The sequence below is a fragment of the Paenibacillus sp. sgz302164 genome (assembly GCF_056120505.1).
This window is the reverse complement of the sequence record NZ_JBVYOL010000038.1, coordinates 45,324-62,356: the sequence shown is the minus strand read 5'-3', so window position 1 is coordinate 62,356 and position 17,033 is coordinate 45,324. Positions and strand designations below refer to the sequence as shown.

13 protein-coding genes and 1 rRNA gene are annotated in these 17,033 nt (G+C 52.2%); 6 read left to right on the top strand and 8 right to left on the bottom strand.

The genetic code is table 11. The features are described from left to right. The 3 genes from AC0LWT_RS35710 to AC0LWT_RS35700 all read right to left on the bottom strand — a co-directional run. Positions 1-602 (bottom strand): 16S ribosomal RNA (locus AC0LWT_RS35710); the annotation flags it as partial. Positions 603-969: 367 nt separating this feature from the next. Then, positions 970-1,719, bottom strand: coding sequence for a YwmB family TATA-box binding protein (locus AC0LWT_RS35705; protein ID WP_474686574.1), 750 nt, complete (start codon positions 1,717-1,719; stop codon positions 970-972). Positions 1,720-1,795: 76 nt separating this feature from the next. Continuing rightward, positions 1,796-2,185 (bottom strand): VOC family protein, encoded by a 390-nt coding sequence (locus tag AC0LWT_RS35700; protein WP_474686573.1) that lies wholly within the window; start codon positions 2,183-2,185, stop codon positions 1,796-1,798. 160 nt (positions 2,186-2,345) lie between these two features. On the opposite strand from AC0LWT_RS35700, the gene AC0LWT_RS35695 reads away from it, so the two are divergent. Both AC0LWT_RS35695 and AC0LWT_RS35690 read left to right on the top strand, forming a co-directional pair. Further along, positions 2,346-2,624 carry a hypothetical protein gene (locus tag AC0LWT_RS35695; RefSeq protein WP_474686572.1) on the top strand — a complete coding sequence of 93 codons (279 nt, stop codon included), beginning with the start codon at positions 2,346-2,348 and terminating at the stop codon, positions 2,622-2,624. 124 nt (positions 2,625-2,748) lie between these two features. Next, positions 2,749-4,899: a 5'-nucleotidase C-terminal domain-containing protein gene (locus tag AC0LWT_RS35690; protein ID WP_474686571.1), complete on the top strand. Its 2,151-nt coding sequence runs from the start codon at positions 2,749-2,751 to the stop codon at positions 4,897-4,899. 33 nt (positions 4,900-4,932) lie between these two features. On the opposite strand, the gene AC0LWT_RS35685 is transcribed toward AC0LWT_RS35690, so the two are convergent. Together AC0LWT_RS35685 and AC0LWT_RS35680 are read right to left on the bottom strand one after the other, a co-directional pair. Then, positions 4,933-5,790 (bottom strand): CheR family methyltransferase, encoded by an 858-nt coding sequence (locus AC0LWT_RS35685; RefSeq protein WP_474686570.1) that lies wholly within the window; start codon positions 5,788-5,790, stop codon positions 4,933-4,935. 28 nt (positions 5,791-5,818) lie between these two features. After that, on the bottom strand, positions 5,819-8,542 hold the full coding sequence (locus AC0LWT_RS35680) for a CHASE3 domain-containing protein (RefSeq protein WP_474686569.1): 2,724 nt from the start codon (positions 8,540-8,542) through the stop codon (positions 5,819-5,821). 151 nt (positions 8,543-8,693) lie between these two features. Between AC0LWT_RS35680 and hisC the strand changes: the two genes are divergently transcribed. Together hisC and AC0LWT_RS35670 are read left to right on the top strand one after the other, a co-directional pair. Next, positions 8,694-9,812, top strand: a complete 1,119-nt coding sequence (gene hisC / locus AC0LWT_RS35675; RefSeq protein ID WP_474686567.1) for a histidinol-phosphate transaminase — start codon at positions 8,694-8,696, stop codon at positions 9,810-9,812. Between the two features lie 141 nt (positions 9,813-9,953). Further along, positions 9,954-10,904 carry an alpha/beta fold hydrolase gene (locus tag AC0LWT_RS35670; protein ID WP_474686565.1) on the top strand — a complete coding sequence of 317 codons (951 nt, stop codon included), beginning with the start codon at positions 9,954-9,956 and terminating at the stop codon, positions 10,902-10,904. 64 nt (positions 10,905-10,968) lie between these two features. On the opposite strand, the gene AC0LWT_RS35665 is transcribed toward AC0LWT_RS35670, so the two are convergent. Continuing rightward, complete coding sequence (locus tag AC0LWT_RS35665; RefSeq protein WP_474686563.1) at positions 10,969-12,078, bottom strand: LacI family DNA-binding transcriptional regulator; 1,110 nt, start codon at positions 12,076-12,078, stop codon at positions 10,969-10,971. Positions 12,079-12,205: 127 nt separating this feature from the next. Between AC0LWT_RS35665 and AC0LWT_RS35660 the strand changes: the two genes are divergently transcribed. After that, positions 12,206-13,414: an AGE family epimerase/isomerase gene (locus tag AC0LWT_RS35660; protein WP_474686561.1), complete on the top strand. Its 1,209-nt coding sequence runs from the start codon at positions 12,206-12,208 to the stop codon at positions 13,412-13,414. 973 nt (positions 13,415-14,387) lie between these two features. Continuing rightward, the gene (locus AC0LWT_RS35655; protein WP_474686559.1) at positions 14,388-15,095 is read left to right on the top strand and encodes a DNA/RNA non-specific endonuclease; all 708 of its coding nucleotides are present in this window, start codon (positions 14,388-14,390) and stop codon (positions 15,093-15,095) included. 125 nt (positions 15,096-15,220) lie between these two features. On the opposite strand, the gene AC0LWT_RS35650 is transcribed toward AC0LWT_RS35655, so the two are convergent. Next, positions 15,221-16,129 (bottom strand): glycoside hydrolase family 113, encoded by a 909-nt coding sequence (locus AC0LWT_RS35650; protein ID WP_474686580.1) that lies wholly within the window; start codon positions 16,127-16,129, stop codon positions 15,221-15,223. A gap of 62 nt (positions 16,130-16,191) precedes the next feature. Then, positions 16,192-17,031 (bottom strand): carbohydrate ABC transporter permease, encoded by an 840-nt coding sequence (locus AC0LWT_RS35645; RefSeq protein ID WP_474686557.1) that lies wholly within the window; start codon positions 17,029-17,031, stop codon positions 16,192-16,194. Between the last annotated feature and the right edge of the window lie 2 nt (positions 17,032-17,033).

The window sequence follows — 17,033 nt, the reverse complement described above, 5'->3', positions numbered from 1 at the left end:
TTAGCCGGGGCTTTCTTCTCCTATACCGTCACTTATGGAGCAGTTACTCTCCATACCGTTCGTCTAGGGCAACAGAGCTTTACGATCCGAAAACCTTCATCACTCACGCGGCGTTGCTCCGTCAGACTTGCGTCCATTGCGGAAGATTCCCTACTGCTGCCTCCCGTAGGAGTCTGGGCCGTGTCTCAGTCCCAGTGTGGCCGTTCACCCTCTCAGGTCGGCTACGCATCGTCGCCTTGGTAGGCCGTTACCCTACCAACTAGCTAATGCGCCGCAGGCCCATCTGCAAGCCACAGGTTGCCCCGTGTTTCATGATCCTCTCATGTGAGAAAACCAGCTATTCGGTCTTAGCTATCGTTTCCGATAGTTATCCCGATCTTGCAGGCAGGTTGCCTACGTGTTACTCACCCGTCCGCCGCTATCCCNGAGAAAACCAGCTATCCGGTCTTAGCTATCGTTTCCGATAGTTATCCCGATCTTGCAGGCAGGTTGCCTACGTGTTACTCACCCGTCCGCCGCTATCCCCGAAGGGACCGCTCGACTTGCATGTATTAGGCACGCCGCCAGCGTTCGTCCTGAGCCAGGATCAAACTCTCCAAAAAGGTGTTACCTTATTGAAAGCTGAATAGCTCAATTTCAAAGCTGACGAGATTTTGCAATCTCTTGTATTGGTTGATTGCTCAACCTTGCTTCTTCACTCGTTGTTCAGTTTTCAAAGAACAATTTCTTTCGTTCGCTGCCGTGTTACCGAAGCAGCGAGATGTAATATACCATGTCTAAATCTCTTTTGCAAGCATTTTTTTTATCCATCCATGAAGATAATCAACAAGTCCAGATCATATTCGTGCTTGTCCGTTTCAGACAGGAATTACAATATAGCACAGATATTTTGATCGCGCAACTATAAATATGAAATCGCCTCTGAAACGAAAAAAAGCCGTCATATCCGACGGCGGGATTCGCTGCTATTTAATATTCCATCGTGATTACCGGCGTGCCGACCGTTAGCCTCCAGCTTCCCGTTGTCGATTCTTGATGAAGGGCGGCTTGCAGATTGATCGTCTTGCTGCCGCTTTTAATAGACGCTTGCAATTGATTGGTCGCCATTGACACGCTTAGCGTATTCGGGTCTTCGTATCGCTCTACTTCTGTCGCTTTAAAAGTTCGCGCCAACCGCGCGGCAAGCTGCTGCGGATCGCCTTGAATCATTTGCTCATCGACATGGCCCTGAATCATTACATTCCATTGGCCTTTGATATTCAGCTCTTTAAGCTTTCCCGACGTTTGCTCCTGCCAAACGAGAAGACTTGCCGGATCCGCGAGCTTGGCGGATTCAAGACGAAGAACGACATAGCAAGCCGGCTGGTTGGCCGGTGCCGCGACGGTCAGGATGGATTGCGCTTCCTCCGCAACCTCGCTTTTCGAAGAATAGACCGGATGCCCGTTGGATTCGCCGAGAGCAGCCGATTGCGGGAGATCAAACGCTTGGGACAGCTTTTTCCCCACTTGCAGCTGCTGCTCCTCGCCGCCGGATGTGCAATCTCCATAGTAACCCGTATACTTAAAGGTCATTCGTCCCTCACCGGCAATGTAAGGGCTGACTGCTTCCAGCAGCCGCTGCGCATCGTTGTCCCCTTGTGCGTTCACATGGCGAACCCATCCAAATATAAAACTGGTAATCGCGATCCATATCATAGAGAACAACCATAATTTTTTCATATAAAAAGGGCACCTCTTTACTGAAATCTAAGATTCTAGTAAATAGAATGCCCAAATCTATCAACTTTTAAACCGGTTATCTCGTAGATTGGAAAAATTCAATGCGCTCCCCGTCGAGCCCGTTGAAGAAAAAGTATCTGGAACCGTTGGGAAGAGTGGTGATTTCCGCATCCACCTGCTCGAGATTAAGACCTTTGATTCTTTCATACTCAGCTTCAACATCATCGACCGAAAAGGCCAAGTGGTGAACTTTGCCTTCTTGAGGCAGTCCCGCATTGTAGCCTTCGACCAGTTCGACTTCCGATTCATTGTGCGCCCCAAAACCGAGGAACGCAAGCTTGACCACGCCATTCGAATGCAGCAGAGTGTCCTTAAGCTTCAATCCTACGACTTCCTCATAGAAGCGGATCGATTTTTCCATATTTGCGACCATGACGCCAACGTGTTCTATTTTCAAAACAGCCATTGTCCTAACCTCCATTTGCAATTTTGTCTCTATTTTAATCATTTTATAGAAAAAGCGCCAGACATGCCGGATAGCCGCCAATGCACGCCGTGCAGTGCACATTTCGCCATTTGAGGCAAGACGGTGTATACTGGAGAAAAGAACAAGGAGGCGAGGGTGCATGAGGTTGTTAAAGCTGCTTCAAATTTATGAAGTCGATGGCGTCACACCCAAACATCGTTCCGACAAGTTCAATTTTGACGAAATTCAAGGCCAGACGTTTACGGAAATCAAGCCGACCGAGATCGGCTCCCCGATGGTTTTATCCGGAATCGGCAAATATATACCGTTCAAAACGACCCGCGTGCAGGCGATCGACTGGGACGGGATTGAGTTTCGGGTGCTGACGCGCAATACGATTTATCACTTCGAAATCCATACGGACAAAAGAGCCACTTAACCTTTGGTTAATAAGCGGCTTTTTTTGTGCAATCTTATAATAAAATTTACTTCTCTTATTCTATCAAATTCCCTTATACTAGTGGGTGGATTTCCCATTTTGCAAGAGTATAAGGAGGATATTCATGAAACGTACGTTTAAGACTCGTTTAACTGCTCTGACATTAGCTGCAATTCTATCAAGTTCGATTACCGGAAGTTTGGCATTCGCCGCAGAAACAAACGCATCCAAGGACGTCAAGTTAAAAAGCGATATGCAGCTGGCTGTCGAGCAGGGTGCGATCGAAGGCTACGGCGACGCCGATTACCGCGGCACGCGCACGGCGACAAGAGCCGAAGTAGTGACCATGATCGACCGCGCGGCAAAATTGAGCAAAGCGGACGCCGGAGCGGCATCCTTCTCGGACCTTGCGGGCTGGCAAAAGCAAGCGGTCGCCAACGCCGTCGCCGCCAAGCTGATCAGTGGATTCGCCGACGGAACGTTCCATCCGAACGCGCCTGTCACCCGTCAGGAATTGGCCGAGCTGGTCGTCAAAGTGCTGACCGGCGGCAAAACTCCCCAAGTCAATGAAAATGTATTGAACTATTTTGCGGATCAAGACACCATCGCCAAGCAATCCCGCCCATATGTCGCCTATGCGGTTTTGAGCGGTATTTTTGCGCCTACGCTGGACGGCAAGTTTAACCCGGATGCGGAAATTACGCGCGACGAAGCGGTTAAAGCGCTCAAACCGCTCTTGTTCCAAGTGGTCGATATTTTATCCACGAACGATATTCACGGCAAAATCGAAGTTGGCTTCGATAAAAAACGCAACCAAGGCCAAGGCGGCATCGAAACGCTCGGCGGCATCGTCTCCGATTTCCGGGCCGTCAATTCGAAAGGAACTGTCGTTGTCGACGGCGGGGACGCATGGCAGGGAACGCTGATTTCCAACACGACGAACGGGCAATCCGTTATGGACACGATGGCTGAGGTGGAATACGATGCCGCGGCAATCGGAAATCATGAGTTCGACTTCGGGCGCGACACCTTGATCGGCAATATCAAAAAAGCGAAATTCCCTATTCTCGGCGCCAACATCATCGAAGATTCGACCGGGAAGCGCGTGGATTGGACACAGCCTTACGTCATCGTCGAAAAAGAAGGCTTGAAAATCGGCATCATCGGATTCGCTACGCCGCAAACCAAATCGACTACCAAATCGACGAACATTCAGGGGCTGACTTTTGCCGACCCTGTTCCGCTCGCTAAACAGCTGTCCGCCGAGCTTCGCCAAAAAGGCTGCGACATCATTCTCGTGACGTCTCACCTTCCGGGAGAGCAGGACAAAGAATCGGCCAAAATTATGAGCGAGATGGCCGATCTGGCGAACGGTACCGGCAACGGTACGCTGGATGCGATTGTCGGAGGACACTCTCATATGCGCGTAGCCGGAATTGTCAACGGAATTCCGGTCGTCGAGGCTCAAAGCTGGCTGTACGCGGTCGGCCACATCCAACTGTTCGTCGACAAAAAAACGAAGAAAGTCGTTTCCTCCAGTGCAGGTCTGCTTGAAACTTACACCAACCTGACGACCGCAGACGCCGAAATTCAAAAAACGGTCAAAGAATATCAAAGTAAAATTTCCGCGAAATCGGGCGAAGTTGAAGTTGTCGCCGCCGACGCGCTTACCCGCAAATCGTTCCGCTTTGCCGCAAATGGCGGTGTGGAACGCGACGGCACGACCCAGCTCGGCAACAGCATCACGGACGCGATGCGCGCATCCGAACAATCCGACATCGCCTTCACTAATATCGGAGGCATTCGCGCCGACGTTGACAAAGGCAATCTGACTTACGGCAAAATGTTCGAGATTTTGCCCTTCGGCAATTACAACGTTACAGGCACGATGACGGCGGAACAGATCAAAAAAGCGCTGGAAGTGACCGACAAATACTCCAAGCTTCCCGCCATTCAATTCTCCGGGCTCAAAGTGGAATGGGATAACACCAAGCCAGACGGGCAAAAATATTCGAAAATTACCCTCGTAGACGGTACGCCTGTCTATGTAGACGGCAAATTCAATACGGGCCGTAAATTCAAAGTTACGACCAATGATTTTATGGCGACCGGCAGCGGCGACGGCTTTACCGTATTCGGTGAAGTCAAAGACTGGAAAGACGGAGCGATCATGTTGGACGCCTGGGTGAAATACGCAAACAACCTGAAATCGGCCGGCAAAGAACTGACCGTCCAAGACGACGGACGCGACGTCCGGTTGGATTTGAAGAAGTAAATACATCGAGCCCGCCGGACCAGGCGGGCTTTTTCATCTGATTTTTCGATATATTTTTTCCATAGAATCGATGATTTCGTAGTTCGGAGCCTTGCCGGTATACAGCAGCGATTCTTTGCTCCCCAACCCCAAAAAGCCCGATGTGCCCAAACTCTCGTAAAACAACTCCAAGGTCCGGTTTTGCAAGGCCATATCAAAATAAATGAGCACATTGCGGCAGATGATCACATGAAATTCGTTGAAGGAGCAGTCCGTTACAAGATTATGCTGAAAAAAAGTAACCTGCTGCATTAGCGCCGGCGCAAAATAAGCATATTCGTGATCGGCCGAATAGTAAGCGGAAAACTCGCGGTTGCCCCCTGCGTGCAGATAATTTTTGGTATACGCCTGCATGCGCGATAGCGGGTACGCCCCCAACCGGGCTTTGTCAATGACAATGCCGTTCATATCCGTCGCATAGATCCGCGCTTTGCCGAGCAGCCCCTCTTCTTCAAGAAGAATCGCCATGGACAGCACTTCTTCCCCTGTCGAGCAGCCGGCATGCCATATTCTTATGCCCGGCAGTTCCTTCAAATAAGGCACAACTTTGCTGCGAAAAGCCCGAAAAAAGCCGGGATCGCGAAACATCTCCGTCACATTGATGGAGAAATCTTTGATCAGGCGTTCCCCCATTCGGCGGTCATGGAGTGTTTTTTCCAGCAGCGCGGTAACGGTCGGTATTTTTTCCAGGCGCATGCGGTTCTGAATCCGGCGGCGTATGGAGCTTCTCACATAGCCTCGAAAATCGTACCCGTAAAACCGGTGAATGCCTTCCAGCAGCAAATCGATTTCTATCGCTTCCCTCTCGTCTTCCATAAAAACATCCCACTCATCCGAATAAATGTCATCCATCTCTCTAGTTATCACCTGCTGTTCTGTTCTAGTTTGTCAGCCACACCCGCATTAAGGAAAACAACTGGTTTAAATGAAGCGGCTTGCTGATATAATCCGACGCCCCCGCCTCCAGGCAAATGTCCCGATCCTGCTTCATCGCCTTGGCGGTCAGCGCAATAATCGGAATTTGCTCGTATTTCGGATGCTTTCTGATGGCCCTCATCGCATCGTAGCCATCCATAACCGGCATCATAATGTCCATCAGCACAAGATCGATGGGAATATGCCGCTCCAGAAGCTCCAGACACTCTTGTCCGTCATGCGCGACAGTCACGATCATCCCCTCGTTCTCCAACGCATTTGTCAGCGCAAAAACGTTGCGTACGTCATCGTCTACGACAAGCACTCTTTTTCCTTGAAAAGAGCTCGTCTCTGACGAAACCGCCGGCGCCGCCTGAATAACTGCCTCCGCGACCGGATGCGGAACGGGCTGGATGACGGTCCGCTCGGTTGCCGCCACTTCTCTGCGCACTGCGGCAAAATCGCGCATTTCCGATCTTAGCGAAGGAATGTAGACGGTGAACGTGCTGCCCTTTCCTTCGACGCTTTCGAGCGAAATGCAGCCGCCCAGCAGATGCACCAGCTCACGGCAAATGGAAAGTCCGAGGCCGGTGCCGCCGTATTGGCGGTTCGTCGTTCCGTCGGCCTGCTGAAACGCTTCGAAAATCAGCTTCCGCTTGTCTTCCGGTATGCCGATTCCCGTATCGGCAACCGAGATCGCGACGACGTCGGTATCCTCGAATGCCGGCAGCAGCAATGCGGCCCGCTCAGGCTCGCATAACCCGATATTCAGGCGGATCGAGCCCTGATGTGTGAATTTGATCGCGTTGGAAAGCAAATTTTTCACAATTTGCTGAAGCCTCTGTTCATCCGTGTAAAAGACGCCCGGCACGACCGGGTCCAGCTCCAGGATGAACGCCAAATTTTTCCGTTCGGCCAGCGCGGCAAATTGGGTGTGGATAACGTCCGCAAACACGGCCGGAAGAACGCTGTCGACATGGATATCAAGCATGCCCGCCTCAACCTTGGACAAATCGAGAATGTCGTTGATCAAGACGAGCAGATCCTGACCTGAGGAATGAATGACGCGGGCGTATTCCTGCTCCTCCGGCGTCAGCCGGCCTTGCCCGTTATCGGCGAGCATTTGCGATAAAATAAGCATGCTGTTCAGCGGTGTCCGAAGCTCATGCGACATATTGGCCAAAAATTCCGACTTGTACTGCGAGCTTTGCTGAAGCTGCTTGGCGTACTCCTCGAGCTCCGACTTGATCTGTTCCAGCTCCATCGTTCTTTCGTCCGCATAGCGGATCTGCTCTTCCAACTGTTCATTCGTAATCCGCAGCTCTTCTTGCTGCGTCTGCAGCTCTTCCGCCTGTGTTTGCAGCTCCTCGGTCAATACTTGCGACTCTCTGAGCAGCCGTTCGATCTCCGCCCGGCTTTCCACGCTATGTACGGTAGTGCCGAATTCCTCCAAAATGTCGTCAAGCAGGCTCAATTGCTCCGTTGTAAACGCCTGAAAAGAAGCCAGTTCGATCACGGCAACGACTTCATTGTTGTATTCCACCGGTGCGATTAAAATGCTCCGCGGCCTGCCCGAACCGAGCCCCGAGGCAATGGATATGTAGCCGTCCGGAACTTGCGTCAGGTGGAAAAAGCGGTTTTCCAGCGCACTTTGGCCGACGAGCCCTTCTCCCAGTTGAATGACCTCCGCCCCGACCGACTCGGCCGCAGCCGCAAAAGAGGCCAATTTGACCATCTGCGCTTTGTTGCCCTTGAAGGACCGAATGTAGAAAACACCGTAGGATGCATCCAACAATCCGGCCGTTTTATTGATGAACAATTGCCCCATCGTCCGCATATCGGAAACGCCCTGCATCATGCTGATCACTTCCGTCAGTCTGATTTGATGCCAGCGGCCCTCTTCCTGATTGTCCAAGAGAAGATTCGTCGCCTCGGCCAAATCCCTGACTTCATCATTGGTGCCCACTTGTATTCTTTGGGAAAAATCCCCTTTGGACCGGGCGATTTTGGCGATCGTTCGAGCCACCTGCCTGATGGTCCCGACAATCGAATGTGAGATCAGCAAAACGATCGTGATGGAAATCAGCACCATGGCTGCAATGATCGCGAATATCCAGAACGTTAAAATCTGGTTTCTCGTATCCAAACGGTTAGCCCGATCTTTGGTCGTTTCTTTCTCCTTGTTGCGAAAATCTTCCAACTGGTCGCGAATTTGCTGCGTATTTTTTTTGCCTGAGTCCTGTTTATAGAAATTAAGCACTTCCTCGTTTTTATCCGCTTTTTTGAGAGCGATCAGCGGTTCCGCCGATTCGCGAATCCAGTGCTCGATCAATATCCGAATGGATGACAGGTGCTGAAGCTGGTTCGGATTGTCGGACACAAGCTTGGCAAGCTTGGCGTAAGATTCCCGCCATCCGCGCGCGCCTTCGCTGTAGAAGTTTAAATAGTCCGCGTCGCCGGTAAGCAAATACCCCTGCTGGCCGGCCTCCATATCCATGACGAATTTCTCGATCCGGTTCGTTTCGTCATGGATGGCAAGATCGTGATCGATGACAAAATTTCTGTCAGACTGCATCGACAGGACCTGATTGTTCACCAAGACAAACGAAACGGATATGCTGGCGATGATAAATATGTATCCGAGAAGTATTTTCAAACGTATACCCAGCCTTATTTTGCTCAACACCATGACATCCCTGCCCTTCCATGTCTATCCAATCAAATTATACTACCATTCCCATTGAATTCGCAGCTTGTTCATCGCCTAACTTTACTTAGGTAACGCGTTGATGTATTATTAAATTGTCGTATTAAAGTATTCTTTACTAAGGAGTGTTCCCATGTCCGAGTCTTTCCTTTCTCAACAAGTACAGCCTCGCAAAGCTTTGCAACGCATGAAACCTTATTCGCCCGGCAAGCCGATCTGGGAAGTGCAGCGGGAATTGGGCATTGAAAAGGTGATCAAGCTGGCATCCAACGAAAATCCGCTGGGCCCTTCGCCCAAGGCCGTGGAGGCGATCCAGGCGTGCCTCGCCGACATTCACCGGTACCCGGACGCGGATGCGGCGGATTTGCGCCAAGCGATCGCCGGCAAACTGAATGTAACGAGCGAGCAGGTCATTGTGACCAATGGCGGCGACGAGCTCATTACCTTGGTTTCCGAAACGTTCCTGGAGCCCGACGATGAGATCGTCATCCCTTCCCCTACTTTCAGCGAATACGAATTCGGCGCCGATCTGATGAATACCCGCGTCGTCTCCGTGCCTTTGCGTGAAAACTATCAATACGATGTTGACGATATCCTTGCCGCGGTGTCGGAGCGCACGAAAATCGTCTACATCTGCTCGCCCAACAATCCGACAGGCACATATATCGCTCAAAAAGATCTCAAGCGTCTGCTGGACGCCCTGCCTGAGCGCGTACTCACCGTGTTTGACGGGGCTTACAGCGATTTTGTCGATGCGGACGATTATACGGACGGCCTGGAGTTTGTAAGCAAAGGATACTCCCTCGTGATCCTGCGGACTTTTTCCAAAATATACGGACTTGCCGGCATTCGCGTCGGATACGGCATTGCCTCCCCCGCCATCATCCGCACGATTCGGCAGGTGAAGGAGCCGTTCAATGTGAACGCGCTCGCTCAAGCGGGTGCGATCGGGGCGGTTGCGGATCAGGCCCATCTGGAAGCAACGCGCGAAGCCAATGCGCGCGGCCGCGAGCAGTTGTACGACGGCTTGCAGCGGCTGGGCGTACATTTTACCCGCAGCATGAGCAATTTCGTCTGGGTTCAGCTTGGCCCCGAAGCGAAAACCATCTACGACAAGCTGATGGCGAGAGGCATCATCGTCCGCTACGGCGGCGCGTGGGGATTTTCGGAGCATGTCCGCATTTCCGTCGGCACTTCCGATGACAATGCCGCTCTTCTCGACAGCCTTGCTGCCGTGCTGAAAGAAGTGTAATCGACGATCTCGGCGAGCGGAAATCAAATAGTTAGCAGTTTGTTATGGATATCAAGATAAATTAGCACAACTATTGCATCAAAACTTCGGGTATGTTAGCATCAGGACAGATCATCTTTTATAGAAAGAAGGTATCTTCCCATGCCTTTGGTTGACATGCCCCTGGAGCAGTTAAAGACGTACCGGGGGACGAATCCCCGCCCTGCCGATTTTGACGCCTATTGGGAGAGGGCCATCGCGGAAATGAAAGCGGTCGATCCCCAGGTTGAGCTTGTAAAAAGCGAATTTCAGGTTCCTTTTGCCGAATGCTTCGATTTATATTTCACGGGTGTGCGCGGAGCCCGCATTCATGCCAAATATGCAAGACCCAAGCAAGCTGCGGGCCCCCATCCCTGCATTCTTCAGTTCCACGGATACTGGGGGGATGCCGGAGATTGGAGCGATAAGCTCGTGTATGCAGCGCTTGGCTATTCGATCGTCGCCATGGATGTCAGAGGGCAAGGAGGCCGTTCCGAAGACTCCGGCAGCGTGCGGGGAAACACCCTTTACGGCCACGTCATTCGCGGCCTGGAGGATCATCCCGACAACCTGTTCTTTCGCCAGGTATTTCTCGACTGCGCGCAAATAGCGGGAATCGCCATGTCCTTCCCGGAGGTCGACCCGCAGCGCGTCGGAGCGTTCGGCTACTCGCAAGGCGGGGCGCTGACGCTGGCCTGCGCCGCTCTGGAGCCGGGCATCAAGCGGCTGGCGCCCGTGTACCCTTTCCTCAGCGATTACCAAAGATGCTGGGAAATGGATCTCGCGGTCGACGAGATCACCAAATACTTTCGCTCTTTCGATCCGGAGCATAAGCAGGAGGCCGAAATATTTACCAAGCTGGGCTATATCGATATCCAGCATTTGGCGAACCGCATTCAAGGCGAAGTTCAGCTGACCGTAGGCTTAATGGACCGGGTCTGCCCTCCGTCGACGCAATTCGCCGTTTATAACAAAATCAGGTCCGGCAAGTCGGTGAACGTTTTCCCGGACTTCGGACACGAGCAGCTTCCCGGCGTATCCGACAAGATCATCCAATTTCTGCTCGGACTATAGAAGAAAAAACCTTTCCTAGCCGTCGTACTTCGTACACCGTGCAGGAAAGGTTTTTTTCGTGAAGTTATATGCCCGAAATTCGGTTCTCGTGAGGCAGATCGTGGATGCGCGGGGAAACCGCCGATTTGCGGATCAGGACGTCACCGCGGATCAATATGGTTTCGGCGGGCAGCTCCCGGTTTGCGCTGCGCCAGAACAGCACGTCCGCGCCGCGTTTGCCGAGCGTCTCCTTGGTTACATTCACCGTCGTAAGCTCCGGCATGTTCGGGTAATCGGGATCGATGTTGTCGAATCCCGTGACGGACACCTCTTCCGGGACGGATACGCCGAGCGAGCGAAGCGCCGAGATCGCCGCGAACGCGATCCGGTCGTTAGCGCAGACCAACGCGGACGGCAGCGTGCTTTGTCCGAGGTGCGGCCGAAGCGCTTCGCGGATCTGCTCCTCCTGCAGCTGGCTTTCCAGTTCTTCGAGATGCAGCAGCTGTTGGAACGGCTCCGGCCGGTACGGAACCCCGGCCTCCTCAAGCGCTTCCCGGAAACCGTGCCAGCGTTCGCGGAAGCTTTTGGAAAACGTCGTATTGCCGACGAACTGCAGGCTGCGGTGATCGAGACCGAGCAAATACTGGACGATGCGATAGGCACTTTCGCGGTTGTTGGCAAAAACCTGATCCGCGGAAATAAAAGGATCGTCATGATCCAGCAGCACGAGCGGCAAGCCGAGCCGGTGCACCTCAAGCAGCAAAGCGCGCGATATTTCACCGACGCCGATAACCCCCGCCAGGCTTTGCGGGCGCAGGCTGCCGTTAAGCCCTTCCGCCGAATTGAGCGTCAGCGTCAACATGTCCGCGCCGCGGTTTTCCAGCTCCTTGGAAATGCCGTCCAGTATTTTGCCCCAATAGTTCGAATCTCTCGTCTGGTGGCGAATATTGGGCATAAGCACGAGCACAGTGCTCCGCCCTTCCTCGATCCCTTTGAATCCCCCTCTTCTCTCCTGATCCGCCTCAAGCGCGGCCGGCTTCTTCTGCGCCAAATAACCGAGCTGCCCCGCCATGACCAACACTCTCTGACGTGTGGCCGCACTGACGCCGGACTTTCCGGAAAGCGCTTTGGAAACGACATATTTGGACACGCCGAGCCGGTCGGCTATATCTTGCATCGTAATTTTTTCCGACAAATTTGTTCACCCATTCTACACGGTCTGCAACTATTGCAAGTTGACTCCCTTTTATTTGTTAGCATAATATTATCATAACACAATAAATTGTGACTACTTATTTTCAAAAAGATTGGAGAACCGATCGATGACAACTTCTACCATGACAAAATCCGACCTGGCGGACAGCATGCGGAAAGAGGTGCAGAACCTGCTGGCTTTTTGGGCCGACAATACCGTAGATTCGGAAAACGGCGGCTTTTTCGGCGAGATCGACAACGACATGACCGTTCGGAACCGGGCGGCAAAAGGGCTTGTCCTCAACACCCGCATTCTTTGGACTTTTTCCAAGGCATACCGCCTGTTTCATACTGAACGTTATTTGCAGTTAGCACAGCGCGCTTACGATTACATAACAACCTATTTCTACGATGCGGCATATGGCGGCTATTATTGGAACGTCGATTACAAAGGGCGTCCGCTTGAGACCCGCAAGCATATTTACGGGCAAGCGTTCACGCTGTACGCATTATCGGAGTTCTACCTGGCCTCCGGCGCCGAGGACGCTCTGGAGCGCGCCCAAAAGCTTTATGCGGAATTGGAAGCCTACTGCTACGATAGCGCAAACAAGGGCTATTTTGAAGCTTTTTCGCAAAATTGGTCGCTGCAGCGCGGCGAAGCGAAGCTCGACATCTATTCCAGCGGCGACGACAAATCGATGAACTCCCACCTGCATATGATGGAAGCTTATACGAACTTGCTGCGGGCGTGGGATTTCCCCCATCTGCGCGGCAAGCTGAAGGAACTGATCGAAGTGACCGTCGAACGGATCGTCGACCGTTCCAAAGGGGCATTTTCCCTCTTTTTTGATGAAAAATGGAACGCCGCCTGCGGCGAAATCTCCTATGGCCACGACATCGAGGGCAGCTGGCTGCTGGATGAAGCCGCCCATGCCACCGGAGATGACAAGCTTATCGCGACCGTCAGGGAGGTCGCTCTGGAGATGGCGGAGGCCGTGTACAGCCGCGGCCGCGATACGGACGGCGCCGTATGGAACGAGGCGGACGGCGAGGGCCGCATCATCGATGCGGACAAAGACTGGTGGCCGCAAGCGGAAGCCGTCGTCGGCTTCGCGAACGCCTTCGGCGCGTCCGGCGACGAGAAGTACTTGGCGGCAGCCGCAAAAACATGGGACTTCATCGAAGCCCATGTCATCGACCGCGCCAACGGGGAGTGGCACGGCAAGCTGTCCAGGGACGGCGTCCCCTATGCCGGCCAGCAGAAGGTGAACGCCTGGAAATGTCCTTACCATAACAGCCGGGCGTGTTTTGAAATCATCGAGAGATTTCAGGAGTGAGGGGCTGAGGAAGCGGAGTGCCGAGAAAATCTTGGCACTCCGTCATTTTTTGCCAGGGAGGCAGGTGGGGCTTGGACGAAGCAGCCAAGGCGGGCAGGCCGTCGGTGGGTTACACGCGCCGGGAGTGTTATGGGGCGTGACCGCGCTGGTTCCCTTTTGGTGGGCTACTGGATCTAACGCACCCGCCGCCGGTTTCGTCGCTAGTGCGCAAAAAAACTGCGAAAGTGCAGGAATTTTCTGTGGAAATGGTTCATTTTGACGAAAAGCCTGCGAATGTCAGGCTGTTGAGAAAGTCTAACGGGTTTCCTCTCAGATCAATTTTTATGTGGGGGCACTCATCTTGAAGAGAAAAAATTGATTTAAAACGATCTGAGAGGGGTATTTGGCTCATGCTTTTGGTGCTTTTTTTGAGCATCCAGGAAAAAAGGGGGTTTCTCAACAGCCTGGAATGTGCAGGATTTTTCAATGAAAATGAGTCTGAGCCCGTGTTCGCGGCGAAAAGCCTGCACAATTGCAGGAGTTTTTCCGTAGCCAGCGCATCCATCGAGCAAAAACTGTACTTTTGCAGGTTTTCTTCGCGCAACCAGGCAGTTTAGTTCGGCCGGCTCTGGCGTATGTGTTTCTGAGCAGCCTGGTAAGTGAAGGTTTTTCTGCAGGATGCGTTGCCAGTAAGTGCACCAGTTCCACCTTGGAATGTGATCGACCGACCGCCGTCATGCAGCGCAACACCGCGCACTGCGCGCGGTGTGAAAAGGAAGACAACTTTCATCCTCTATGGTGCCACGCAGCGCTTGTAAATATATTTTATTAACACTCACCAGCGACAAGAGGCCCGAGGGATTTTTTATTTTTGAATGTATGATTGAGATTTTTAACCCAATTTTTTCTAATATTTATATGGTAAAATACTATTTCTTGGAATTAAAAAATAGTATGATTAGGGAAAAATCATGGTAGTGAGGGGGCTTAAACAATGTTTACCCACGGACAGAGGAATCAAAAGGATTCCAGGGTTACATCTGTATCTATGCCTAGAATCACCACGCCTACCCTCGGCACAGTTGCTCAACTTCAACGGCAATATGGCAATCGTGCTGTAGGTAAAATGCTTATGACGTCTTCCCCGATTATTCAACGTGAACTCGAAGTCCACCACTCTGCTCATACTGAAAACAATGGCCGGTCATCTCATGTTGAAGCAATCGTTTCTGGAAATACATTGGGTCCTGGCTCGAATGCGCCATCCGTCGATCCTGCTGGTTGGGATCTACTCAACGAAAGATTTGAAATGGGGGATCAGGTACGAGGGCATCTTTGGAATGGAAGATTGGGAGGACCTGGGGATAAGAGTTGGAATTTAACTCCACTTGAGAACTCATTCAATGTCAACGATATGGGGGCTGAGGAAGGAAAGGCTCAAACGGCATTAAACCATGTAAACACGGATCAAATGTATCTAGAAACAAACGTTGCGTATGGCTATAGTAATGACAATACGAATGCAGCGTATTATTATCCGTCAAATGTTACATTCAATTGGACGGCATACGAAGATGATAATGGTACAGTTCGGGATCAAGGAGCATTCAATTCAGAAACAGCTTTGCCAGATGAACAGGATCCTGATTATGATCCTGATGACCCTGACAACATAGGACTTGACGAAACAGAAGATGTCTAAAAACCTCCCCACCTGCATATGCGAGTGGGGGATTCTTCTGTTTATACTGCTAAATCAGTCATTCCAAGGGTCGTAAGATTGCCGGGTTCGGCACCGCGCCGACCCCGACACCGGTGCCGAAAGCCCTACCGGCGGCGGTAGAAAGCTTCGATGGTCTCGCTCGCCGGCTTTTTGTACATGCAATAGTCGTCATTGCCTGCAGCTTCTCCCTCGCCGTACAGCGCGGCAGGCCAGTCCCACAGCATGAAGCCGTGGAACCACGGCTTGCTGCCGATCTTCTCGAACATGACGCGGTAATACTCGTCCTGTTCTTGCAGGCTGACGGGTCCGGCGAGGCCCCAGTCGTTCGGCAGGTCGGCCGAACCTTGACGGCTGGGGCAGCCGGCTTCCATGAAGAAGAACGGCTTGTCGTGCTTCGCGGCGAAAGCCTCCAGCGCGGCGACGCGCTCGTCCCAGGAGCCGATCGGGTAGTACCCGCTGGACGAAATGACATCGACGGCGTCCCACCAGGTCACGCGTTCTTCCTGGTACTTGTCGCAGTTGTAGGTGATGATGCCGCTGTAGACTTCCCTTACTTTGGCGATGAGCGCTCTCCACTCCTCCGCCCTGCGGTCCGTCTGCACCATCTCGCAGCCTACGCAAAACATTTCGCAGCCGGTGTCCTGCGCGATCCGCGCGTAATGCAAAATAAACTCGTTGTAGCTGGCAAACCAGTCGCTCCACTTCGGCTCGCAGGGCACGTCGTAGTCGAAAAAGTTGATGTGCGCCCGCCACACGCCGTTGGCGCAGTTCACGACAGGCTTCAGGCATACCTTCAGCCCTAAGCGATGCGCCTTTTCAATAGCCCATACCACTTCCTCATCGGTCACGGTAGGCTCGTTTTTATAATGAATGCTCGTCGCCTGGGGATGATCCTGAAGGGCGGAAAGTGCGATCGCCGTCCAGTTCACGCCAAGCTTGGCCATCTGTTCCAGTGAAAAGTCAGCGGTTTCGTTAGCCCATGTACCGCGTGTCCCCACCCAGCCCCATGTCATTCCCTTGATGTAGTCCAAATCCCACACACCCAATCCGTATTTTTTATCTGTTTAAATGAACTTTATTCTTTCACCGATCCGCTGACGATGCCGGAGAAAATAAACCGCTGCAAAATCAAATAAATGATGATAGTCGGAATCATGATGATCAAAATCGCTGCGCAAATCAGCTCCCAGTGGGCGCTGTTCGGGCCCGCGAAGCGCATGAGCGATGTCGAGACGACGCCCAGCTTTTGCGAAGGCATATACAGCCACGGAATATACATGTCATTGTATATTTGAATCGTTTTGAGAATCACCGCGGTAGCCGTAGCCGGTCCCAGCAGCGGGAAAATAATCGTACGGTAAATGCGGAACAGCGACGCCCCTTCCATCATCGCGCTTTCGTCCAGCGAATAAGGGATTTTGCTGATGAATTGCAGGTACAAGTAAATTTGCACGGCATCGGTGCTGGCGTACAGCAGGATGGCCGCTTTTTTCGTATTAAACAGGTCCAAGCCTTGAATGATGCTGAAAGTGGCCACCTGCGTCGTAATAAGCGGGATAAACGTAGCTACCAGGTAAGCAGCCAAAATCAAGCCTCTTCCTTTAAATTGAAACCGGCCCAGGGCGTAGGCGACCATCGTGCCCAAAATAATATTGATCGCAAGCGACGAAACGATAATAATTCCCGTGTTCATAAAGGCGCTGCCCAGTTTGCCGACCTCGATCACTTTGATGAAATTGGCGAAGTTGAAAAAGCTTTCCGGGAAGCTGAACGGGCTTGTTGCGGCGTATTCTTTGCCGGTTTTAAAAGCGTTCACGACAATGACATAGGGCGGAACCAGCACGCAGAGCACCCCGATGACAAGCGTCAAATATTTCAACGCGTCCAGCAGAACGGCAGAGGGTTTCCGATTCATTG

Bases quoted from the DNA above. Each gene is read 5' to 3' on its own strand.
- AC0LWT_RS35680 (WP_474686569.1), bottom strand. From the start codon at position 8,542: ATGGTGTTGAGCAAAATAAGGCTGGGTATACGTTTGAAAATACTTCTC.
- AC0LWT_RS35705 (WP_474686574.1), bottom strand. From the start codon at position 1,719: ATGAAAAAATTATGGTTGTTCTCTATGATATGGATCGCGATTACCAGT.
- AC0LWT_RS35670 (WP_474686565.1), top strand. From the start codon at position 9,954: ATGCCTTTGGTTGACATGCCCCTGGAGCAGTTAAAGACGTACCGGGGG.
- AC0LWT_RS35650 (WP_474686580.1), bottom strand. From the start codon at position 16,129: ATGACATGGGGCTGGGTGGGGACACGCGGTACATGGGCTAACGAAACC.
- AC0LWT_RS35660 (WP_474686561.1), top strand. From the start codon at position 12,206: ATGACAACTTCTACCATGACAAAATCCGACCTGGCGGACAGCATGCGG.
- AC0LWT_RS35690 (WP_474686571.1), top strand. From the start codon at position 2,749: ATGAAACGTACGTTTAAGACTCGTTTAACTGCTCTGACATTAGCTGCA.
- AC0LWT_RS35645 (WP_474686557.1), bottom strand. From the start codon at position 17,031: ATGAATCGGAAACCCTCTGCCGTTCTGCTGGACGCGTTGAAATATTTG.
- AC0LWT_RS35655 (WP_474686559.1), top strand. From the start codon at position 14,388: ATGTTTACCCACGGACAGAGGAATCAAAAGGATTCCAGGGTTACATCT.
- AC0LWT_RS35685 (WP_474686570.1), bottom strand. From the start codon at position 5,790: ATGGATGACATTTATTCGGATGAGTGGGATGTTTTTATGGAAGACGAG.
- AC0LWT_RS35695 (WP_474686572.1), top strand. From the start codon at position 2,346: ATGAGGTTGTTAAAGCTGCTTCAAATTTATGAAGTCGATGGCGTCACA.
- AC0LWT_RS35700 (WP_474686573.1), bottom strand. From the start codon at position 2,185: ATGGCTGTTTTGAAAATAGAACACGTTGGCGTCATGGTCGCAAATATG.
- hisC (WP_474686567.1), top strand. From the start codon at position 8,694: ATGTCCGAGTCTTTCCTTTCTCAACAAGTACAGCCTCGCAAAGCTTTG.